The following is a 21,813-nucleotide window of genomic DNA, read 5'->3' on the forward strand; positions in this document are numbered from 1 at the left end:
GGTCACGGTCTGCAACGGGAGCAGCCGGGCGCCCGTCCACAGCACGTATCCCGCGTAGTAGATCAACAGCACACCCGTCGCCAGCGGCGTCCCGCCCGCGCTGTGCGCCCCGTGCGCGCCGTCCGGGGGCAGGGCCATCGCCACCGCCATGTAGACCATGGCGAGCATGCCCACGAGATGGTGCAGATGGTGCGACGTCCTGAGGGCCGGCCCCAGCGCGCGCAGCGCGGCGACCCCGAACACCGCCACGTACACCGGCCAGATCCAGCGTGGGGGCGGGACCACTGCGGCCGGTACGGCCATCACAGCCATCCCGAACCCCATCAGCGCCTCGCCGCCCGCCGTGCCGCGCTCCGCGCCCTCGGCCCCGCGCCGCCGGAGCAGACAGTAGGCGCCGGCCCCCGCGCAGAGCGCCACGACCAGCCAGCCGGCCGCCGCCGGTCCGTGCACCGCACACCTCCCCCTCGCCCGGGCCCGTCCTTCGGAGCGGGCCCCGGCTCCAACGATGTCCACACAAACGGTGTCAACGGTGAAATGCCCCGGTCGTTCGAGGCGCACGCGAGCGCAGGGAGACACGGGGGGAGCGCACCGGGGGACACGGCTCGTGATCACGGGCACGGAAACCACGTCCTTTTCGCATTCCGCTGGAAACGGAAAACGTAAAGAAAATAGGCTGACACGTCCATTCGAATTGGTCTGGACAAAGCCTGGGTAGGGGCCTTGTGGCGGCCCTCTGAAAGCGGTTACTTTGCGATGGTGCGCCGTGGAGGCGGGCGGGCTGCCGCCGCCTGTAATTCCCCCCACCTCCGTGGATCAGCGTATTTCAGGCAGATTTCTAGTGGGAGGGAAATACTCCATGAGTATTTCAAGACGCGCCGTCATCGCATCGGCGCTGGCCGGTACAGCAGCGGCCGGTGGTGTCCTCGGCAGTCAGCAGGCGAGCGCCGCGCCCGCCCGGCGATCCAGGGCCCAGGCGGCACCCGCCGCGAGTCCGCCCGGCGATGTGGTCGGCAAGATCAGCGTCGGGTATCAGGGCTGGTTCGCCTGCAAGGGCGACGGTTCCCCCATCGACAGCTGGTGGCACTGGAGCCAGAACGCCGGCCAGCCGCCGTCCCTCAGCAATACGACCATCAAGTCGTGGCCGGATATGCGGGAGTACACACGTACTTTCCCCACGGCGTATCCGAATCTGAACAATGGCCAGCCGGCCTCGCTGTTCTCCTCGCACGACCAGCAGACCGTCGACACCCACTTCCGGTGGATGCGCGAGAACAACTGCGACACCGCCGCGCTCCAGCGGTTCAGCCCGATGGGCGGCGAAGGCCCGATCCGGGACGCGATGGCGCGCAAGGTACGCCAGTCGGCGGAGGCGAACGGCCGGAAGTTCTACATCATGTACGACGTCACCGACTGGCGGGCCATGCAGTCGGAGATCAAGCAGGACTGGACCAACAAGATGAGGGCGTACACGTCTTCGAGCATGTACGCCCGGCAGAACGGCAAGCCCGTCGTCTGTATCTGGGGCTTCGGATTCGCCGACGACAAGCGGCCGTTCGCGCCGCCGGAGTGCCTCGACGTCATCAACTGGTTCAAGGGGCAGGGCTGTTACGTCATCGGCGGCGTGCCGACGCACTGGCGCAACGGCAACAGCGACTCCAGGCCCGGCTTCTCCGGTGTCTACCACGCGTTCAACATGATCTCGCCGTGGATGGTCGGACGCATGGGCAACGTCGCCCAGGCCGACCAGTTCTACCGGGACGTCAACACCCCGGACAAGGCCGACTGCGACGCCAGTGGCATCGACTACCAGCCGTGTGTGATGCCGGGAGACCTCCAGTCCAGGCACCGCGCGCACGGCGACTTCATGTGGCGGCAGTTCTACAACATGTGCCGGCTGGGCGTCGCGGGGATCTACATCTCCATGTTCGACGAGTACAACGAGGGCAACCAGATCGCCAAGACGGCGGAGAACGGCTCGATGGTCCCGTCGGGCTCCGGTATCTGGGCCCTCGACGAGGACGGCACGTCCTGCTCGTCCGACTACTACCTCCGGCTCACCGGTGACGGCGGGCGGATGCTGAAGAAGCAGATCGGGCTCACCGCGACCCGGCCGACTCCGCCGAGGTAACGCGACTCCGTCCGCGCCGGCCGCCGGAAGGTACGAAGACCCCGGCGGCCGGCGCGGTCAGCCGGCGGGCAGATGCCGCGCCCGCGTCTCCCGCCCCCGCAGCCTCGGCGTGAACGTCGCGTGGAAGATCGTGGACGCGGCCCCGACGGCGGCGGCCCCCGCGCTCAGCACCGACGGCTCCACCTCGACCCGGCGCAGCCGCCGGGCGGTCGGGTACTCGTTGACCGTACGGGCGATCTCGGCCAGGTAGAAGTCGGCGACATCGTCCGTGAAGAAGGGCCCGCCGAGGACGATCAGATCGATGTCCAGCAGGTCGGTCAGGCCCAGCGCCCCCCGCCCGATCGCCCGCGCCACCTCGCGTACGGCCGCCTTCGCCGCCCGGTCGCCCGCCGCGGCCGCCCGCCCCACCGCCAGATACGCGGCGGTGCTCCCGCTCGTGGCGTCCGCCGGAGGCAGGCCGCCGCGCGCCGCCAGACCGGGCACGGACACCGGCGGATTGCACTCGGGCAGGATCTCCGGACGGCCGTCCTCGTCCACCCGCCCCAGCGCGATGGCGCAGAGCTGGCCGAACTCGCCCGCGTTCGAGCTGACGCCCCGGTAGATGTCACCGTTCAGATAGAGCCCGGTGCCGACCCCCGTACCGAGGTAGAGATACGCGAAGTCCCTGGCCCGCCGGTCGCGGCCGATCCAGCGCTCGCCCGCCGCCGCGGCCGTGGAGTCCTTCTCCATGATGACCGGGCACGGGAAGTGGTCCTTGAGGAGATACAGCAGCGGCAGATCGCCCCAGGCCGACATCAGGGGCGGCCCCAGCACGGTTCCGGACGCGATGTCCACCGGCCCCGGCACCGCGACCCCGATGCCCAGGAACCCCTCGGGCCGAACGGCGCCACCCGCCTCGGCGAGCGTCTCCCGGCCCAGCGCCGCCACCCGCTCGACGAACTCCGCCGGGTCGGTGTCCGCGCTGACGGACCGGGTGCGGGTGCACACGATCGCGCCGTCGAGGTCGATCACGACCGCCGTCAGCAGCTCGGGATCGATATGGATCCCGAGCGCGTGCGCGGCGGCGCCGCGCAGCCGTACGGGAGTACGCGGCTTGCCCGACGTCGCGCGCAACTGCGCGTCCTCGATCAGGATGCCCCGGTCGAGCAGGGAGCGCGCGATCCGGGACACCGACTGCTGGGTGAGGCCGGTGCGGTGGGCGATCTCACCGCGCGTGATGGTGCCGGAGAGCCGCACGGTCTCGATGACCACGCACTCGTTGAACGACCCCAGGTCGATCTGGTTGACACCGCTCCAGGTCTGGCCGCGTGCGGATGTGTCGCTCGCGTCCCCGGTCCCCAGATGGCCCGCGACGTTCTCGCGCAGCCAGCGCACGGTGCGGTACGGGTCGTCGGCGCGGCCCGTCGCGTACCGCTCCAGTTCGGCGGCCAGGTCGAGATAGACGCGCCGTGAGGACTCCGGGTGGCTGGTGCTGTCGAGGGCGATCATGGCCCGCAGGAAGGTGCGCCAGGTGGACCGCGCGGGAATGTGATGGAACGTCACGGGCTCTGCGGAGTGGGGAGGTTGAGGGGCCAAGTCGGCGACCGCGTCGTCCCACAGCGTGATCGCGTGCAGCGCCAGATCGGGGTGCCGCCGGCTCGCCTGCGCGAGATACGCGCCCAGCGCGGGATCGCCTTCGGCGGTGACGTGGGCGGTGTGGCCGGTGTCCGTTCGCGGCGTGGGGCCGCGCCCGGCGGGCGCGGTGTGTGCCGGACGGCGGGCCGCCGCCCTGGCGGCGAGGTGGGCGGGTCCCGTGCCGGGTGCCGGATCGCCTTCGGCCGTGGCCGCTGTTGCGGCGGTGTTGCCCGTGGGGTTGTGCCGCGCCGGGCCGCGCGCGGCGGGCGTACCGTCCATGCCGGGGCTGTGCGAATGACTGGCGCGCGCGCCCGTGGCGGTGGCGTGGCTGTGGCCGGGGCCCGTGTGCGACGGCGGGTTCTGCCCGGCGGTCGTGGTGTGCGCGCCGGTGCCGTGCGCCGGAAGGCGGGGCCCCGCGGCCGGGGCGGCGGCGCGGGCGGTGCGGCCGGGGCCGTGCTCCGCCGGTCCCGGCGGGTGCCCGGAGTCGCTGACGGATTCCCCGCTCTCCCCGGGAGCACTGTCCCCGCCACTGCCCTCGTCCTTGTGGGCAGCCCACTCCGGGCCAAAGGCCCGTCGTGCCGCGTCCAGCGAGCGGTCGAGGCCGGCCAGGACGTCCGCGCCGATCACCGTGCCCGACGTGACCGGGGCGCTCGGGACCAGCCGGGTGCCGGCCAGCAGGACCGCGCGCCGCGCGTCCACGTACAGGCCCATCACCCACACGTCGGCGTCCGGCAGTGGCGGCCGGGTCGGTACGGACGGGGCGACCGGCTCGTCGGGGACGAGCCGCCAGCGGCGCCGGATGCCGGCCACCGTGGCGTGGGACAGACCCAACTCCCTTGCCACCGCGCGTGAGGCGCCGCTGCCGCCGGGCGCCAGGAGCGTACGTGTGACGACCTCGGCCTCGTCGACCGTCGCCGGTCTGCCGGTACGCGGCCGGTGTTCGAGACCGTCGATGCCCGCGCTCGTCCAGCGCTGACGCCAACTGCCCACCGTCTGCCGCGACACCCCCAGGCGGCGCGAGATCTCCGCGTCCCGCAGCCCGTCGGCCGCCAGCAGGACGACCCCGGCACGGGTGGCGAGCGGACCTCCCTCGTCGGCCCAACGGCGCAGGACGGCGCGGAGTTCGGGGGAGAGCGCGCCGTCGGCGGAGGACGGCGGCGCGGGCGCGTCCTCGGCGGGCCGTACGTCAGACACCCGAGCCCCCCTCCGGGCCGCCGCCGCGGACCAGCCGCAGGGTCAGGATCTGGAAGGGCCGCAGCGTCAGCGCCACCGACCGGCCGGTGTGCGCGCGGATCGCGAGCGTCTCCTCCAGGAGGTCCGTCTCCCGCACGGCGGTCACCGGGAATCCGGCGGTCAGCGTCGCACGGGCCCGGCCGCCCCGCGACTCGTACAGCCGCACGACGACATCGCCCGACCGGTCGTCGGCGAGCTTCACCGCCTCGACGACCACGTCCGGATCGTCCACGGCCACCAGCGGCTCCGCAGGCCCGGCCGACGGGCCGGGCCGCAGCGGCAGGTTGAGGGCGTATCCCTCGGAGATCGCGTCACCGACGTCGGCGCCGGGGCGCAGCGTGTGCCGGAAGCTGTGCGGCCCGCGGTCGGCGTGCGGGTCGGGGCTGTGGGCGGCACGCAGCAGCGAGAGGCGGACGAGGGTGGTGGTCCCCGCGTCGGCGCGGGTGTGGCGCGACACGTCGTAGCCGTACGTCGCGTCGGACGCCAGCGCCACCCCCCAGCCGTGCTCGCCGACATGGATCCAGCGGTGCGCCCACTGTTCGTAACGGGCGGCGTCCCAGCTGGTGTTCTCGTGCGTGGGGCGCTCGACATGGCCGTACTGGATCTCGCCGCAGCTGTTCTCCGCGTGTACGTCCAGCGGCCAGGCGGCCTTGAGGAGCGTGTCCTGTTCGCGCCAGTCGACGTCGGTGTCGATCGTCAGCGCGCGGCTGCCGGCCGTCAGGGTCAGCCGCTGGGTGACGGTGGACCTGCCCGTGCCGCGCGCGACCCGGATCCGCGCCAACAGCGGTCCGTTGTCGGTCACTTCGACGCACGACGCGGTGTCGAGATCGCGCCGGACGCCGACCGCCGCGTCACGGCGGGTGTCGGGGCGCGGCACGTCGAGGGCGGACGCGCTCCACCGCGCGGGGTCGTCCCGGAGCAGTTGGAGCAGATTCCCCGCGCCGCCGGGCGCGATGGCCTCGCGGTCCGCAGTCAGATCGCGCGCGGAGCGCACGAGGCCCGCCGGGTCGACATGGACCCGCAGCAGCCCGTTGTCCAGGAGATGACCGCCGCCCCGGGCTGGACCGGCGGCGGTGACGGTCACCGGCGCCGTGCCGCCGAGCGGCAGTCCGGCCGGGCCCCGGCCGAGCGCGGGAGCCTCGGCCAGCACGGCGAGCCCCCCGTCGGACAGCGGCTGGCCCGCCCCCACCGCGCCCGGCCCGGTGAGCCGGTCCCGGTCGAGTACGACGACCTCGCGGCGGGCGCGCGGGCCGGCGTTGAGGACCGTGTCCCCGTCCGGCCCGCCCGCCGACCTCCGGATCAGGCCCTGGAGTCTGCGACGGATCTCGCGGTGGGCCTGTTCGGCCTCCTCGTGCACCCACGCGATGGCGCCGCCCGGCAGGATGTCACGGCTCTGGTGCAGCAGTACCCGCTTCCACAGCGCGTCCAGTTCGTCGTACGGGTAGGGCACCGCGTCCCGCACGGCCGCCGTCGCCGACCACAACTCGGCCTCGCGCAGCAGCGATTCACTCCGGCGGTTGCCGCGCTTGGTGCGGGCCTGGCTGGTGTACGAGCCGTGGTGCGTCTGCGCGTACAGCTCGCCCCGCCACACCGGCGCGTGCGGGTACTCGTCGAGCGCGTCCCGGAAGAAGTGCGCGGGGTGCTGGATCTCGACGCGCGGTGAGCCCTCCAGATCGGCCAGCCTGCGGGCGCGTTCGAGCGTCTCGCGGGTGGGGCCGTGCCCTTCGCGGTCCGCGCCGCCCGCACCGTCGTCGCCCGCACCGTCCACGGCCGGGCCCCGGCCGAAGGGCAGCAGCGAGCGCGTGCCGCCGCCCTTGTCCGCGTACGCCGCGACCACGTCGGCCAACTCGGGCCCGGTGAGCGACGCGTGGCCGGCGCCGGCGGGCGGGCAGTGCGTGAAGATCCGGCTGCCGTCGGTGCCCTCCCACCGGAACGTGTGGTGGGGAAGGGAGTTGGTGTCGTGCTCGGCGAAGGTGTGGCCGAGCAGCCAGCTCGCCCCGGCCAGCGCGGCGAGCTGGGGAACGGCGGCGCTCATGCCGCCGGGGCCGGGGAGCCAGACGCCGTCGGAGTCCAGGCCGAGTTCCTCCCGGTGGAAACGCCGGCCGTGCACGAGCTGCCGCGCCAGGGACTCCCCGCCGGGCAGGATCGCGTCCGGCTCCACCCACATGCCGCCCACCGGAACCCAGTTGCCCCGCGCGACCGCCTTGCGGATCCGCTCGAAGACATGGGGATGCCGGTCCTTCATCCAGGCGTGCTGCTGCGCGGACGAGGCGGCGAACACCAGCTCCGGGTACTCCTCGGCGAGCGCGGCCATACTGCTGAAGGCGCGGGCACTCGCGCGCACGCTCTCCCGCATCGGCCGCAGCCGGGCGGCTCCGGGGCGCGCGTGCCCGACGGCCGCGACGGTGTGCGCGGACTCGTGCGCCCGGCGGGCCAGTACCGGCGCGAGGATGTCCCGCGCGCCGGCCGCCGTACCCGGGATGTCCCGGGGGTCGACGGCGTCGACGGCCCGGTCCAGGGCCCGCAGGATCTCGTGGCGGCGCGGCAGTTCGACGGGGAGCGCGCGCATCAGGCTGTACAGGACATCGATGTCATGAATGAGCTGCCAGATGTTCTCGTCGCGTACGGCGAGGTCCGCGCGGAGCAATTGGTGGAGAGGTTCGTCCCCGGCGGTGACCGGGTTGCCGAAATGGGCACCGGCTCCCGTGGCGGCGTCGATCGCCGGATTGGCCGCGGCCTCGACGAGCAGTCGTACGGGCTCGCCGCCGCGTGCGGCCGTCGTGACGGTCACGGCGCTGTTGTTCGGATGCAGGCCCTGGAGGGGGGTGCCGTGCTCGTCGTGGACCAGACCCTCGGCCCCCTCGCCGCCGAGGTCGACCACCGCCTCGACCCGCAGGCCCGCCCAGCGCTCGGGAACGTCGGCGCCGAGCCGGAACCAGCTGGTGGACCAGGGCCCGCCGCCCCAGGTCTCGCCGACGACGAACGGCGTGTACCCGGCGCGCAGCGCCACGTCGACGGGCACCGGCTCGCCCGGGATGTGCCAGGCCCCGACCTCCATGGGAAGCCGCTCGGTGTACAGCGCGGGGCGCAGCCGGCGGTCGAGGAAATGGGCTGTCCGCGCCTCTTGGGACTTCCTTCGGTCATGCATGGGCGGCCCTTCCTGTCCAGCCGGTGACCGCCATGTAAAACCAAGAGTGTTATCAAGTCAACGCCTGTTCCGATTACTTCTGAGTTCCTGGTGGTGAGGGCCTCGCGAGGGAATTGTCAGCCGAATTCCCGCCCGTAGAGTTCCCCTTCTGGAAATTAATTGCCCTGACGAATCCGGCGACAGGAAGACGGGGCGGAAAGGCATGAAGAACGGCAGGAAGGCCGCCGCCTTCCTGCCGTTCGTGTGGGGTGGGTGCGGACGGGCCGCCCCGGCTACGGCCTTACGGCCTCCGGCCTCGCGCACCCGCTGCGCACCGGGAGCCAGAGACCCTCGCGTGCCGCGTCGAGCAGCGTCAGCATGGTGTCGAGGACATGGTGGGCCAGTTCGGCGGACGCCCGGTGCGGCCGGCCGTCCGCGAGCGCGGTCGCGAGATCGGCGAGTCCCGTCCCGCGCCCGGCGTCCCGGTAGCCGCCCGCCACCGGCAGCCGCTCCCACTCGCCGCCCGCCCGGTGCAACTCCACCGGCCCGTCGAAGCCGTTGGGGTCGGGTACGGAGAGGGAGCCCTCGGTGCCGTGCACCTCGATGCGCGGCAGCCGCGCCGCGTGGACGTCGAAGCTCATGACCAGAGTGGTGAGCGCGCCGCCCGTGTGCTCCAGGAGCCCGGTGACATGGGTGTCCACCTCGGTGTCGAAGCGCTCGCCCGCCCGCGGCCCGCCGCCGATGGTGCGCTCGGCGCGCGGCCGGGACGCGGCGCCGGTGACCCGGCCGACCGGCCCGAGCAGATGGACGAGCGCGGAGAGGTAGTACGGGCCCATGTCGAGCAGCGGCCCGCCGCCGGGGCGGTAGTAGAACTCCGGGTCGGGATGCCAGCGTTCGTGGCCGGGTGTGGTCATGAACGCGGTGGCGGCCACGGGGGCGCCGATGAGCCCGTCGTCCACCGCCGCCCGCGCGCTCTGTGTCGCCGTACCCAGCACGGTGTCGGGGGCGCAGCCGATCCGCAGCCCCCGCTCCCGCGCCAGGGCGAGCAGACCGTCGGCCTCCTCGCGGGTCATGGCCAGGGGTTTCTCGCCGTACACATGCTTGCCCGCGTCGAGCGCGGCACGCGCCACCTCGGCGTGGACGGCGGGCAGGGTCAGGTTCAGTACGGCGTCGACGTCGGGGCGCCGGACCAGCTCGGCGACCGAGGCGGCGACGGCGACGCCCGGTGTCCGCGCGGCGACGGCCTCGGCGCGGCCCGTGTCGAGGTCGGTCACGGCGGTCAGCCTGATGTCGTCCAGCCGTTCGAGCGTCGTCAGATACGCGCCGCTGATCTTGCCCGCACCGACCATGCCGACCCTCAGCGGCTCGCCCACAGCAGCCCCCTCCCGGTCAGCGCCCGCACCTCGGGCACGTCGAAGTCGTCCGGTTTGTGGCCGATCGTGGAGACGAAGACACGGCCCGCCCCCCAGGTCCTGGTCCAGACGGCCGGCATCGTGACCGGCCGCGACCGGTTCTCGTCCGCCTCGAAACCGATGGTCGCCAGGACGTCGATCAGCGGGTCGGTGGCCGTCCAGTACCGCTCGGTGTGCACGCCGAAGTCGGCGAGGCCGGCGACGACCGGATGGTCCGCCCGCTCCGGCGCGATCCGCACCGTGTGGTCCTGGAAGCCGGGCGGATGCGTCAGGAACTGTCCGCCGGTGAGGAGTTGGTAGCCGACGCTGCCGCGGAAGGAGTCGACGATGCCGCCGTGCCAGCCGGCCAGGCCCGTTCCCGAGCGGACCGCCGAGGTGAGTCCGGCGCACTGTTCCGCGCTGATCTCGCCCATGGTCCAGCACTGGACGACGAGGTCGGTGGCGGCCAGGAGCGCGGTGTCGGTGTAGACGTCGAGGGTGTCGGAGGTCTCGACCGTGAAGCCGTTCTCCCGGAGGAACGGCAGGAAGAGATCCGTGGTCCTCACGGGCTCGTGGCCCTCCCAGCCGCCGCGGACGACCAGCGCGCGCCGTGAGACGGGGGGCGGGCCGGAGGAGGGGTGGGCGGTCATGGTCGTTGCACGCTCCCGTCGGTGTTGCGCAGCAGGGCCCAGCGGTCGTGTTCCAGCGGTTGTGGCACCGGATACCGGCGTGCCGCCGCCTCGTCGAAGTCCACCCCGTGACCGGGTGTCTCGTGCGGGGACAGCGCGCCGTCGTGCGCCACGACCGTACCGGGGAAGACGTCGAGGACGGCAGGCTTGAACACCGCTGCCTCCTGCACCCCGAAGGCGTGGCTGCTGATGTTCATGGCGAGGGTGGCCGCCTGCGCGACGGGACTGACGTCGGCCGGACCGTGCGGGGCGAGCCGTACACCGCGCAATTCGCAGTACGCGGCGAGCTTGCGGGCCGGGGTGAGACCGCCGAGCGTCGGGACCCGGATCCGGGCGAAGTCGATGTCGGGGCCGTCGAGCAGCGGCAGGAACTGGGCGACGTCGTGGAAGAGTTCACCCACGGCGAGCGGTACGGGGGAGCCGGCGCGCAGCGCGGCGAAGTGGCGCGCGTCCTCCGGGGCGAGCAGGTCCTCCACGAAGTACAGCCCCGCGTCCTCCACCCGGCGCAGGAAGTCGCGGGCCTGCCGGGGGTCGAGCCGTTCGTGCACGTCGTGCAGCAACTCGACCTCGTCGCCGACCTGTTCGCGTACCGCCGTCAGGACGCGTGGCACGGTGCGTACGTACGCGGCACAGTCCCACGGCACCGAGCGGGTGCGCAGCGCGTGCGCGTCGGCGGATCCGGCGGCGGCGGTGCCGTAGGTGTCGGAGCCGGGCACGGAAGCCTGGACGCGGACATGGCGGTAGCCGCGCTCGCGCGCCGCCACGACCTTCTCGGCGATCTCGCCGGCGCCGGCGCCGCTGACATGGGTGTAGGCGTCGGCGCGGGTCCTGACCCGGCCGCCGAACAGCGAGTACAGGGGTGCTCCGAGACGCTTGGCCTTGAGGTCCCACAGGGCGACGTCGACACCGCCGAGCGCGTTGCCGGTGACCGAACCGCCCCTCCAGTAGGCGCTGTTGAGCAGCAGCCGATGGATGTCGTCGATGTCGTCGGGATCGCGCCCGACGAGCATCGGGCCCAGGTAGTCGTCGAGCACGGACCGCACGGCGAGGGTGCGTTGCGGGTCGCTGGCGCAGCCGAGGCCGTAGAGCCCCGGCTCGTTGGTCTCGACGCGGACGACGAGATGGGGGCAGCCGTGCGGTGCGGTGAGGAAGGTGGAGACGGCCGTGATGCGGATCTTCGCACCGCGTTCCTCGACCCAGGGAGCGGGCGCGAGGATGTCGGAGCGGGCATCAGGCTGAGCCATACGAACTCCAGCGTACAGATAGCAGGATGATGTACTGCTATCCGAACGTAGAGAGAACATCTTTAATTTGTCAATGAGTTTACCAAATATGGGGGGAGCGGTCTTCAGTGCTGCCCGAGCCGCTTGAGGAGGGTCCGCAGTGAATGTGCGGCCTCCGTGACGGCTCCGGCGATCTCCCGCACACGGGCGTCGTCCATCCGGCTCTTGGGGGCCGAACAGCTGATGGCGTCGCCGCCGCCGTGCCCGGTGCCGAGCGCCACGGCCACGCACCGGATGTCCACGGAGTTCTCGCCGTCGTCCATCGCCCAGCCCCGCAGCCGCGCCTCGGCGAGCTGGCGGATCAGCTCGTCGGGATCGGTCACGGTGTCGGGGGTGAGCTCCGCCAGCGGCCAGTCGAGCCTGCGCTGCACCTCGGCCGCGTCGTACTGCGACAGCATCGCCTTGCCGAGCGCCGTCGCGTGGGCCGGCAGCCGCCGGCCCACCGCCGAGTACATCCTCAGCGCGTGCCGCGACTCCCGTTTGGCCAGGTAGACGACGTCCGTGCCGTCCAGCCTGCCCAGATGCACCGATTCGCCCGTCTCCTCGGCGAGGGAGTCGAGCACCGGCCCGGCGAGGCTCGTGACGTCGTCGCCCTCCAGATACGCGGTGCCCGTGAGCAGGGCCTTGAGCCCGAGGCTGTAGCGGGTGCCCGAGGCGTCCAGGTCCACCCAGCGCCGGGCCTCCATGGTCCGCAGGATCGCGTGCAGGCTGCTTTTCGGCACGGCCATCTCGCTCGCCATCTCGGCGAGCGAGAGCCGGGCGCCCTCGGTTCCGAGCAGTTCGAGCACCTCCAGCACCCGAGCCGCGGACTTGACCTCCTCGGGCTTACGCCCTCGCGCTGCCGCTGCCACCGATTCCACGTCAACCTCCGCTCCCCGCACCGGCGCCCCTCGGCGGACCGGTCAGCACGATTCTCGACGTGCGTCTTGACGCTATATCACCGCAACCATAAGTTCAGTCACTCCAACGTCATTCGGCCTTCTGAACGGGTTGATTCTTAGGTAGGGGCCATGCGCATACCTTTCGCACGGAATGTCCGGCTCGTGGCTCTGGCCACGACCACCGCGCTCACACTCACCACGCTCTCCGCCTGCGGCGGCTCCGACTCCGGCTCCGACTCCGGCTCCGACTCCACGTCGCTGGAGATGTGGACCTTCAAGCAGTCCCACGTCGGTGCCCTGCGCGCGGCGGCCACCGAGTTCAAGAAGGAGACCGGCATCTCGGTCGACGTCGAGGTGTACACACCCGACGACGCCTACACCACCAAGGTGCAGAGCGCGGCCAAGACCAACGGCCTCCCCGACGTCCTCGAAGTGCACTCCGACGGTGAGGACTTCGTTCTCGGCGCGGCCGGCGTCACCGCCGACCTCCAGGACGACATCCCCGATGCCTGGAGCGGCCGTTTCCAGGAGGCGATCAAGGGCTCCGGCACCGTCACCCCGCAGAAGTTCAAGGAGTCGCAGGCCAAGGACTCCACGTTCAAGGGCGTCGAGGAGGGCCAGCGCTTCAGCGTGCCCCTGACCGCCGGCACGTTCGGCATCGTCTACGCCAACAAGAAGAAGCTGGCCGACGCCGGGATCACCAAGGCCCCCACCACCTGGGAGGAGTTCCTGGCGGCGGTCGAGGCCACCCACCACAAGGACCCCAGGACCGGCGGGATCAGTCTCGGTCTGAAGGTCAAGTCGACCGGACTGACCTGGGTGCTCCAGCCGCTGGCGTTCGCCCAGCTCGGCAAACAGGCGTACTGGGACCTCTTCGGCAAGGACAAGGCCACCGACTTCGGCTCGGCCAACGGCACCAAGGTTCTGAGCATGTACGACCAGCTCACCCCGTACTGGATGCCCGGCAGCCAGACGCTGAGCATCGACGAGGCCGACCAGGCCTTCGCCCAGGGCAAGTCGGCCTTCGCCGTCGGCGGCACCTTCACCCTCGCCTTCCTCCAGCAGAACGACATGACGGCCGACGACGTCCTCGCCTTCGGCCTGCCCGCGCCGAAGGACGGCGCCGTACCCGACCGGGCGCTCGGCCCGCTCGCACTGACCGGACTGAGCCTCACCGCCACCAGCGAGCAGCCCGAGAACGCCAGGAAGTGGATGGAGTTCCTCTCCGGCAGCGACGTCGCCGCGCGCTTCGCCAAGGAGTCGGCCGACCTGCCCGCCACCGAACTGGGCGCCGACTCCGCGAAGGTGCTGGGCCCCGCGCTCACCGCCATGATGGAGAGCTTCGACGGCACCGAGGAGACCACGTACGACCCGAGCCGCAACGACTTCCGGCCGCCGGGCTACGACCAGGACGTGGCCGGTGAGATCCTCACCAACCTGAGCCCGCTCGGCCGGGAGGCGCCGGCGCGGACGGGAGCCAAGCTCCGCGAACTCAACAGCGACTACTGGGCGACCCAGTGACCACAGCACCCCGGCCCACCTCGGTGGGGGAGGCCGGGAGCGGCGGCGACAGCCGTACGCTCCCGGCCGGGGCGGCGGACACCGCCCCCGGCCCCGGCAAGCGGCCCCGGCGCCGCGAGTTCGGCGGCGAGGCCCTCGCCGGATACCTGTTCGTCGCTCCCGCGGTCGTCCTCTTCGCCGTCATGGGCCTGTACACCGTCGGCTACGGCTTCCTGCTGAGCTTCGCGTCCTGGAACGGCTTCACGCCGCACTGGACCTGGGTCGGCCTGGACAACTACGCCGACCTGCTCTGGCGCAGCCCCGTCTACGCGCCACGCGTGCGCGACGCGGGCCTCAACACCCTCTGGGTGATGATCGCCGTACCCGTGCTGACGGTCATGGTCTCGTTTCCCCTGGCCGTCCTGCTCAACCAGGCACGCAGGATGCAGGCCGTGCTGCGCTCGGTGTTCTTCCTGCCGTACGTGACCAGCGGCATCGCCGTCTTCTTCGCCTGGCAGTACATTCTCCAGCCCGACGGCGCCGTCAACCTGCTCCTCGGCCGGCTCGGACTCGGCTCCCTCCAGCAGCCCCAGGGCTGGCTCGGCAACCCCGACACCGCGCTGCCCACCCTGATCGTGGTGACCGTGTGGGGCGCCGTGCCCGTGTCCATGCTGCTGTATCTGACCGGGCTCCAGACCATCGACCGCAGCCTGCTGGAAGCGGCGCAGCTCGACGGCGCCGGCTGGTGGCGTACGAACGCCTCGGTCGTCTGGCCGCTGCTGCGCCCCATCACGGCGATCGTCGTCCTGCTCAATCTGCGCGACTCGCTCCAGGGCTTCCAGACCTTCCTGGTGATGACCAACGGCGGGCCGGGCGACCACACCAACGTGCTGGGCCTGGAGGCGTACAGCCTGGCCTTCCTGAAACAGCTCCGCCCCACCCTCGGGCTCGCCAGCGCACTCGGCTGGCTGCTGTTCGCCGCCGCCCTGGTACTGGCCCTGATCAATCTGCGAGCGCTGCGGAGCAAGACATGACCTCGATCCCCGTGGCGGACAAGCGCCCCCACGCGACCGGACGCCCCGGCAAGGCCGGCGGGCGTGGCAGGCGGCCGGGCGGCGGCGGAGCCCGTCACCGCCCGCGACTGGCGCGCGTCGTCGTCGGACTGCTGCTCGCCGGATACGCGGCGGTCAGCGTCTATCCGTTCCTGTGGATGGTGTCGGCGGCTTTCAAGGACCAGCTGGAGGTGATCGGCGGCGGTCATCTGATCCCGAGGAACCCCACCTTCGACACCCTGATCGACACCTGGAACAAGCTGCATTTCTTCGACTTCTTCCTCAACAGCCTGCTGGTCACCCTCTACACCGTGGTCCTCACACTGGTCGTCTACGCGGCGGCCGGCTACGCGTTCGCCGTGCTGCGCTTCCCCGGACGCACCTTTCTGTCCCGGCTGTTCGTCTCCCTGCTGTTCGTGCCCGGCGTCACGGTGATGCTGCCGATCGTGCTGCTGGAGAACGAGCTGGGCATCCTCGGCACCCACTGGGGACTGGTGCTGCCCTTCGTCAACGGCGGTGCCCCGCTGTCGATCCTGCTGATGACCGGCGCGTTCGGCGCCGTCCCGGCCGAACTGCGCGACTCCGCCCGGGTCGACGGCGCGAGTGAGTTCCGGATCTTCCTCAACATCTATCTGCCACTGGCCCAACCCGCCCTGATCACCGTCGCGTTGCTCACCGCGATCCCGACCTGGAACGAGTACCTGCTCACCCGTGTCTCACTCACCGACCGGTCCACCTTCACCCTGCCGCTCGGCCTCCAGACCCTCGCGGCCGAGAACGTGCCCCACTACAACAACCTGATGGCCGGAGCCCTCATCGTGGTCATCCCCGTCGTGCTGCTCTTCCTCTGTCTCCAGCGCTACTTCGTCAACGGACTCGTCGGGGCGGTGAAGGGCTGATGCGCGTACTGGTCACCGGAGCCGCCGGACACATCGGCGGCCATGTCATCGACGACCTGCTGGCCCACGGCCACCGGATCGTCGCCACCGACCTCGTCCCCGTCGACGACCCCCGGCTGGACCGCGTCCACACCGGCGATCTGAGCGATCCCGGCCTCGTACGCGACGCCATGGCCGGCGCCGACGCCGTCGTCCACCTGGGCGCGATTCCGCACCCCAACTCCGACGACGACAGTGCCCTGTTCGCCACCAACTGCCTCACCGCGCACCGGGTCCTGGACGAGGCGGGCCGCACCGGCGTCCGCCGTGTCGTCGCCGCCTCCAGCCTGGCGGCGGTGGGACTCGCCTGGTCGCCGCGGCCGCAGTCCCCGCGCTACGTACCGCTGGACGAGGAACACCCCACACTCGTCCAGGACCCGTACGGGCTCTCCAAGGTCGTGCTGGAGGAGACGGCCCGTGCCACCCACCGGCGCCACGGCACCGACATCGTCTGTATGCGCTTCCCGTTCACCGGCACCGGCGAGCGGCTGGCGAGGCAACTCGCCGCCGTACGCGACGATCCGGCCGCCCACCGGACGGACCTGTGGGGGTGGCTCGACACCAGGGACGCCGCGAGGGCCGTACGGTACGCGCTCCACGCCGAACTGACGGGCTGTCATGTGCTCAACGTGGCGGCCGAGGACACCTCGTCGCCCCTGCCGACGGCCCGACTGCTCGACGAGCACCATCCCGGTGTGCCGTACTTCGCCGAGCTGACCGGCCACGCCTCGCTGTTCGACACCACGGCGTGCGCGCGGCTGCTCGGCTTCGCCCCGAAGCACCGCAGGAACGCGCTCGACGCGGACGCCGGGGCCGGCGCCCCAGCGGGTGACGGGTGACGGACGCCGGGGCGAGCGCCGCACAAGCGGCGTGAACGGCCCGCCGGCCTCGCGATTCGTCCCCGCACCCCACTGACGTGCCCGCGGGACGTGGGGTTAGAGTCGGGCGCGCCGCCCCTGCGGCGGAGAATCGGAGAACGCGCACCATGACCACCGCACCGCACCCCGCTCCCGGTCGGCTCACCTTCCGGGACGCCACCGCAGAAGACGTCGATCCGCTCGTCGCGCTCATAGAGGCCGCCTATCGCGGCAAGGACGCCCGCGCCTCCTGGACCTCCGAGACCGACCTGCTGGGCGGCCAGCGCACCGACGTACGGGGCGTCCTCGAAGTGATCGAGGCCCCCGGCAGCCGCCTGCTGATGGTCGAGGCGGACGGCGTACTCGTCGCCTGCTGCCAGCTGGAGCACCGCGGCCCCGCCGCGTACTTCGGCATGTTCGCCGTCCACCCGGACGCGCAGGGCGGCGGTCTCGGCAAGCGCGTCATCGCCGAGGCGGAGCGCCGGGCCCGTGCGGAGTGGGGCGCCGGCGAGATGCACATGACCGTGATAATCCAGCGCGTGGATCTGATCGCCTGGTACGAGCGCCGCGGCTATCGCCGTACGGGGCAGCTCACCCCCTTCCCGTACGACGACGAGCGCTTCGGTATACCGAAGCGCGAGGGTCTGGCGTTCGAGCTGCTGGTCAAGGCGCTGGACCAGGAAGCCTGACCGACGACGCCCGGCGGCCACACCCGACGGCGGCCCGTCCCGGCCGGGCCGCCGTACCGGCGCCGTCAGGCCGTGAAACGGCCGGTGCGCCGGATCTCCGGGAAGTCGGTGGTCGCCCCGTCCAGGCCGAACGCCCTGACCAGCCGCAACTGGTCGGGGGTGTTCACCACCCAGCCGATGACCCCGAGCTCCGCCGCGTGCGCCCGCTCGACGACCTCCAGCGTCAGGCGCCGGATGTTCAGCGCGAGCGAGTCCGCGCCCACCGCGACCGCCCTGTCGACCACGTCGGCGCTCCACCGGCTGGCGATCAGCACCGTCCGTACACCCGGCACCAGGGCGGAGATCTCGGCGACGGCCTCGTCGTGGAACGAGGACACCTCCACCCGTCCCACGAGCTTGCGCCGGTGCATCACCTCGGCCAGCGCGCGGGCCGCCGCCACATCCTTGATCTCCGCCTGGAGCGGTGACCCCACCGCGTCCAGGACCTCTTCGAAGACCGGCACCCGCTCGCCCCGCCCCGCGTCGAGCTCCCGCAGCTCGGCGAGGGTCCGGTCGGCGATCGGCCCCGTTCCGTCGGTGGTGCGGTCCAGTTCGGCGTCGTGCATGACGACGAGTGCGCCGTCCTTGCTCAGATGGAGGTCGAGCTCGATGGCGTCCATACCGGCTCGTTCGGCGTGCCGGAAGGAGCGCAGGGTGTTCTCCGGTTCGACACCCATCACTCCACGATGACCGATGGTGAGGAAAGTCAAGGCTGACTCGCTTCCGTCGTCGGCGGCTCCCGCGCGGCGCTGGTGCCCCACGCGGCACGGCGGCAGCCTAACGGTCAGCGCGCCGGACGGACCCGGGTCGGAGCCGTGCGCGCCGGAGCCTGCCGTCCGTACTGCCAACGGCAGGAAAATCGCCCGTAAACCTTGAGTGCGGCAGGATAATTTGTCTCGCGCTCCCTTGTGCGGGAGAATCAGAGACCTATACGGTGCTTTGACGCCCGCTTCTCCCGTGGAGGACGTGACATGACGGAAATTCTTGTGCAGGACCGGACCGCACGGCATTCGGCCGACGACGAGCCGGTGATCGGGCACCCCGCCTGGACCGAGCTCAAGAACGCCGTCGAGGAGATCCGCCCCTGGCAGTCCAAGGACGGCTCCATAGATTTCGACGCGGAGCAGGCGCCCTCACGCGCCCTCGCCGACGTCACGCTCGACCGTGTGATCGCCGCCGTCGAACAGCTCTCACCCCTGCTGCCGCACGACGCCGCGTACCACCGGGCGCTCGTCACGGACCTCCGCAACTGGGGCGACGGAGCCTTCGCCGTACCCGACTTCCTGGACTCGCTGCTGGCCTTCCAGCCGGCGGCCGACCGCGTGGACCGGCTCCAGCACCTGGTCGTCTTCCCCATGTACACGCAGAACGGCAACCCGGACCGCAACCTCGAAGCGGTCGTCCTGCGCATGGTCTGGCCCGAGTGGCTCTCCGAGCTGGAGCGCACCCGCTACGACAACCCCCTCTTCTGTGGCATCACCTTCGAGGACTTCACCGCCGGGTACGACACCAACTCCGCGGTCCTCTTCCCCGAGACGATCGCCGTCCGGCAGGCCCCCGAGCGGTTCAGCTGGGGCGGCATCTTCTGCGACCGCGAGGCGGCCCGCTTCCGCCGCGTCACCGAGGCCGCCGTCGGGATCCTCGGCGTGGAACTCCCCGACGACATCCGCGAGATGATCGGCGACCAGGACCGCTGCCAGCAGGCGTTCGTACTCTGGGACATGATCCACGACCGCACCCACAGCCACGGCGACCTGCCGTTCGACCCCTTCATGATCAAGCAGCGCCAGCCGTTCTGGATGTACGGCCTGGAGGAGCTGCGCTGCGACCTCACCGCCTTCCGTGAGGCCGTGAAGCTGCAGGCCGACGGCGTCACCCAGGGCCGCGACGTGCAGTACGCGGTCCTCTTCGACCGGATGTTCCGCTTCCCCGTCACCGGCGCCCGCGAGCGCAACTACGACGGCCTCGGCGGCCAGCTGCTCTTCTCCTACCTCCACCAGCACGACGTGGTGCGCTGGACCGACAACACCCTGCGCATCGACTGGGAGAGGGCCCCGGAGGTCACCCAGCGGCTCCTGGACGAGATCGAGACCCTCTACCGGGCCGGTATCGACCGCCCGAAGCTGGTCCACTGGTTCGCCGCCTACGACCTCGTATCCACCTATCTGGCCCCGCACCCCGGATCCCGCTGGGCCAAGGGCCCGGACGCCCTGGACCTGGATCTGCCCCCGCGCAAGCTGGTGGACGACGTGCTTCCCGACGAGTTTCCGCTCAGCATGTTCTACGAGGCACTGGCCAAGAAGCTCAAGACCGTGATCGCCTCGACCAAGGGCATCACGGCGGCCGGTGCCGAGCAGCGGGCCGCGTGAGCCCACGACCCGACCGGGCCGCGACAGCGAGGCCCACGCCGACAACGACAACGCCGACACGGGGGACACCGGAATGACGGAGACGACGACCATGAGCGGAAGCGGCGGAACGGGCGCGCTGGACGGCGCCCTCGTGGCGGTCGCGGGCGCCGGCGGGCCCGCAGGGCGCGCGACCCTGCTGCGCCTCGCCGCGGCCGGAGCGACCGTCGTCGGCGCCGACGCGGACGCGGAGAGCCTCGCCGAGGCCGTCGACGCCGCACGCCGGGCCCACAGCGGCGCCACCGTCACCGGCGACACAGTCGACCTCCTCGATCCGGCGGCCACCCGCGCCTGGGCGGCCAGGGTCGAGCAGGACCACGGGAAGGGCCGGAGCGGTGTCGACGGGCTGGTCCACCTCGTCGGCGGCTGGCGCGGCGGCAAGACCTTCGCCGACACCGACCTCGCCGACTGGGACCTGCTGGAGAAGCTGCTGATCCGCACCGTCCAGCACACCTCCCTCGCCTTCCACGACGGGCTGCTGCGCAGCGACCGGGGCCGCTACGTACTGGTCAGCGCCGCCGGCGCGAGCAGGCCCACGGCGGGCAACGCCGCCTACGCGGCGGCCAAGGCGGCGGCCGAGGCCTGGACGCTGGCGCTGGGTGACGACTTCCGCAAGGCCGGGGGCGATGAGGGACCGCGCGCGGCGGCTGCGATCCTGGTCATCAAGGCACTGGTGCACGACGCGATGCGCGCCGAGCGCCCCAATGCGAAGTTCGCGGGCTTCACGGACGCCGGAGAGCTGGCCGACGCCATCGCCGGAGTCTGGGACCGGCCCGCCGGTGAAGTGAACGGAAACCGCCTGTGGCTGACCCCCGAGTCATGAGGGCCCGTACGACGGCCGCGCGTGCGCACCACGACCCCGAGACGCGCGGTTTCGCCAGCGACAACTACGCCGGCGCCCACCCCGAGGTCCTGGCCGCGCTCGCCCTCGCCAACGGCGGTCACCAGATCGCGTACGGCGAGGACGAGTACACCGACCACCTCCAGCGCGTCATGCACGGCCACTTCGGCCCCACCGCGAAGGCGTACCCCGTCTTCAACGGCACCGGGGCGAACGTCGTCGCGCTCCAGGCCATGACCGACCGCTGGGGCGCGGTGATCTGCGCCGAGTCCGCGCACATCAACGTGGACGAGGGCGGGGCGCCCGAGCGGGTCGGCGGGCTCAAACTGCTGAGCGTGCCGACCCCGGACGGCAAACTCACCCCGGAGCTGGTCGACCGGCAGGCCTGGGGCTTCGACGACGAGCACCGTGCCATGCCGCAGGTCGTGTCGATCACCCAGAACACCGAACTGGGCACGGTCTACACCCCGGACGAGATCCGGGCGCTGTGCGAGCACGCCCACGGGCGGGGCATGAAGGTCCATCTCGACGGGGCCCGGATATCCAACGCCGCCGCCTTCCTCGACGTGCCGATGCGCACCTTCACCAACACCGTCGGTGTGGACGTGCTGAGTTACGGCGGCACGAAGAACGGCGCGATCTTCGGCGAGGCCGTCGTCGTGATCGACCCGGACGCGGTGCGCGCGATGAAGCGGCTGCGCAAGCTGTCGATGCAGCTCAGCTCCAAGATGCGGTTCGTCTCCGTGCAGTTGGAGGCGCTGCTCGCCGGTGATCTGTGGCTGCGCAACGCCCGGCACAGCAACGCGATGGCGCAGCGGCTCGCCGACGGCGTACGCGGGATCGACGGCGTCGAGATCCTGCACCCCGTCCAGGCCAACGCCGTCTTCGCCCGGCTGCCGCACGACGTGAGCGTCCGCCTCCAGCGGCGATTCCGCTTCTACTTCTGGGACGAGGCGGCGGGCGACGTGCGCTGGATGTGCGCCTTCGACACCACCGAGGACGACGTCGACGCGTTCGTCCAGGCCCTCAAGGAAGAGATGGCCGATTAGCGCCTGAAACAAGACAAGCCCTCACCCAGGAGCGGGAACCTCGGGCTGGGCGGTGCATTACAGTGGACCTCATGGTGTGCCGTGGTGCACCGCT

Annotated in this window: 17 protein-coding genes; 9 read left to right on the forward strand and 8 right to left on the reverse strand. The window is 71.6% G+C overall.

Features of this window, described 5'->3' with window-relative positions; all coding sequences use genetic code 11:
• Positions 1–450 (reverse strand): DUF5134 domain-containing protein (locus tag GXP76_RS12295; RefSeq protein WP_242571530.1); only part of this gene is annotated, 450 nt, incomplete at its 3' end.
• A 406-nt stretch (positions 451–856) separates the two neighbouring features.
• Here GXP76_RS12295 and GXP76_RS12300 point away from each other — a divergent pair.
• The gene (locus GXP76_RS12300; protein ID WP_242571531.1) at positions 857–2,128 is read left to right on the forward strand and encodes a glycoside hydrolase family 71/99-like protein; all 1,272 of its coding nucleotides are present in this window, start codon (positions 857–859) and stop codon (positions 2,126–2,128) included.
• A 57-nt stretch (positions 2,129–2,185) separates the two neighbouring features.
• Here GXP76_RS12300 and GXP76_RS12305 read toward each other — a convergent pair whose 3' ends face one another.
• From GXP76_RS12305 to GXP76_RS35830, 6 genes are all read right to left on the reverse strand, one after another.
• Complete coding sequence (locus GXP76_RS12305; RefSeq protein ID WP_242571532.1) at positions 2,186–4,936, reverse strand: ROK family protein; 2,751 nt, start codon at positions 4,934–4,936, stop codon at positions 2,186–2,188.
• On the reverse strand, positions 4,929–8,123 hold the full coding sequence (locus GXP76_RS12310; RefSeq protein WP_242571533.1) for a glycoside hydrolase family 38 C-terminal domain-containing protein: 3,195 nt from the start codon (positions 8,121–8,123) through the stop codon (positions 4,929–4,931). The genes GXP76_RS12305 and GXP76_RS12310 overlap by 8 nt, the downstream gene beginning before the upstream one ends.
• A 272-nt stretch (positions 8,124–8,395) precedes the next feature.
• Positions 8,396–9,475 (reverse strand): Gfo/Idh/MocA family protein, encoded by a 1,080-nt coding sequence (locus GXP76_RS12315; protein ID WP_242571534.1) that lies wholly within the window; start codon positions 9,473–9,475, stop codon positions 8,396–8,398.
• On the reverse strand, positions 9,460–10,143 hold the full coding sequence (locus GXP76_RS12320) for a ThuA domain-containing protein (RefSeq protein ID WP_242571535.1): 684 nt from the start codon (positions 10,141–10,143) through the stop codon (positions 9,460–9,462). Before GXP76_RS12320 ends, GXP76_RS12315 begins: the two co-directional genes overlap by 16 nt.
• A complete protein-coding gene (locus tag GXP76_RS12325; RefSeq protein WP_242571536.1) occupies positions 10,140–11,426 on the reverse strand; it encodes an enolase C-terminal domain-like protein in 1,287 nt (428 codons plus the stop codon). Before GXP76_RS12325 ends, GXP76_RS12320 begins: the two co-directional genes overlap by 4 nt.
• A gap of 104 nt (positions 11,427–11,530) precedes the next feature.
• A complete protein-coding gene (locus tag GXP76_RS35830; protein ID WP_242571537.1) occupies positions 11,531–12,325 on the reverse strand; it encodes an IclR family transcriptional regulator in 795 nt (264 codons plus the stop codon).
• Between the two features lie 183 nt (positions 12,326–12,508).
• Between GXP76_RS35830 and GXP76_RS12335 the strand changes: the two genes are divergently transcribed.
• From GXP76_RS12335 to GXP76_RS12355, 5 genes are all read left to right on the forward strand, one after another.
• Positions 12,509–13,867 carry an ABC transporter substrate-binding protein gene (locus GXP76_RS12335; protein ID WP_242571538.1) on the forward strand — a complete coding sequence of 453 codons (1,359 nt, stop codon included), beginning with the start codon at positions 12,509–12,511 and terminating at the stop codon, positions 13,865–13,867.
• Positions 13,864–14,880, forward strand: a complete 1,017-nt coding sequence (locus tag GXP76_RS35835; protein ID WP_242571539.1) for a carbohydrate ABC transporter permease — start codon at positions 13,864–13,866, stop codon at positions 14,878–14,880. The genes GXP76_RS12335 and GXP76_RS35835 overlap by 4 nt, the downstream gene beginning before the upstream one ends.
• Positions 14,877–15,797 carry a carbohydrate ABC transporter permease gene (locus tag GXP76_RS12345; protein WP_242571540.1) on the forward strand — a complete coding sequence of 307 codons (921 nt, stop codon included), beginning with the start codon at positions 14,877–14,879 and terminating at the stop codon, positions 15,795–15,797. The genes GXP76_RS35835 and GXP76_RS12345 overlap by 4 nt, the downstream gene beginning before the upstream one ends.
• A complete protein-coding gene (locus tag GXP76_RS12350; RefSeq protein ID WP_242571541.1) occupies positions 15,797–16,675 on the forward strand; it encodes an NAD(P)-dependent oxidoreductase in 879 nt (292 codons plus the stop codon). Before GXP76_RS12345 ends, GXP76_RS12350 begins: the two co-directional genes overlap by 1 nt.
• Positions 16,676–16,821: 146 nt before the next feature.
• Positions 16,822–17,382, forward strand: coding sequence for a GNAT family N-acetyltransferase (locus GXP76_RS12355; protein ID WP_242571542.1), 561 nt, complete (start codon positions 16,822–16,824; stop codon positions 17,380–17,382).
• Between the two features lie 65 nt (positions 17,383–17,447).
• On the opposite strand, the gene GXP76_RS12360 is transcribed toward GXP76_RS12355, so the two are convergent.
• On the reverse strand, positions 17,448–18,131 hold the full coding sequence (locus GXP76_RS12360) for a glycerophosphodiester phosphodiesterase family protein (RefSeq protein WP_242571543.1): 684 nt from the start codon (positions 18,129–18,131) through the stop codon (positions 17,448–17,450).
• Between the two features lie 261 nt (positions 18,132–18,392).
• On the opposite strand from GXP76_RS12360, the gene GXP76_RS12365 reads away from it, so the two are divergent.
• From GXP76_RS12365 to GXP76_RS12375, 3 genes are all read left to right on the forward strand, one after another.
• Positions 18,393–19,790, forward strand: coding sequence for a DUF6421 family protein (locus GXP76_RS12365; RefSeq protein ID WP_242571544.1), 1,398 nt, complete (start codon positions 18,393–18,395; stop codon positions 19,788–19,790).
• Between the two features lie 91 nt (positions 19,791–19,881).
• Entirely contained in the window at positions 19,882–20,652 is a 771-nt protein-coding gene (locus tag GXP76_RS12370; RefSeq protein ID WP_242571561.1) for an SDR family NAD(P)-dependent oxidoreductase, read from the forward strand.
• The gene (locus tag GXP76_RS12375; RefSeq protein ID WP_242571562.1) at positions 20,649–21,719 is read left to right on the forward strand and encodes a low specificity L-threonine aldolase; all 1,071 of its coding nucleotides are present in this window, start codon (positions 20,649–20,651) and stop codon (positions 21,717–21,719) included. Before GXP76_RS12370 ends, GXP76_RS12375 begins: the two co-directional genes overlap by 4 nt.
• Positions 21,720–21,813 lie beyond the last annotated feature (94 nt).

It is taken from the genome of Streptomyces sp. NP-1717 (genome assembly GCF_022695985.1).
Classification (GTDB): domain Bacteria; phylum Actinomycetota; class Actinomycetes; order Streptomycetales; family Streptomycetaceae; genus Streptomyces.

Bases quoted from the DNA above. Each gene is read 5' to 3' on its own strand.
- GXP76_RS12350 (WP_242571541.1), top strand. From the start codon at position 15,797: ATGCGCGTACTGGTCACCGGAGCCGCCGGACACATCGGCGGCCATGTC.
- GXP76_RS12345 (WP_242571540.1), top strand. From the start codon at position 14,877: ATGACCTCGATCCCCGTGGCGGACAAGCGCCCCCACGCGACCGGACGC.
- GXP76_RS12365 (WP_242571544.1), top strand. From the start codon at position 18,393: ATGACGGAAATTCTTGTGCAGGACCGGACCGCACGGCATTCGGCCGAC.
- GXP76_RS12320 (WP_242571535.1), bottom strand. From the start codon at position 10,143: ATGACCGCCCACCCCTCCTCCGGCCCGCCCCCCGTCTCACGGCGCGCG.
- GXP76_RS12300 (WP_242571531.1), top strand. From the start codon at position 857: ATGAGTATTTCAAGACGCGCCGTCATCGCATCGGCGCTGGCCGGTACA.
- GXP76_RS12370 (WP_242571561.1), top strand. From the start codon at position 19,882: ATGAGCGGAAGCGGCGGAACGGGCGCGCTGGACGGCGCCCTCGTGGCG.
- GXP76_RS12325 (WP_242571536.1), bottom strand. From the start codon at position 11,426: ATGGCTCAGCCTGATGCCCGCTCCGACATCCTCGCGCCCGCTCCCTGG.
- GXP76_RS12310 (WP_242571533.1), bottom strand. From the start codon at position 8,123: ATGCATGACCGAAGGAAGTCCCAAGAGGCGCGGACAGCCCATTTCCTC.
- GXP76_RS12355 (WP_242571542.1), top strand. From the start codon at position 16,822: ATGACCACCGCACCGCACCCCGCTCCCGGTCGGCTCACCTTCCGGGAC.
- GXP76_RS12375 (WP_242571562.1), top strand. From the start codon at position 20,649: ATGAGGGCCCGTACGACGGCCGCGCGTGCGCACCACGACCCCGAGACG.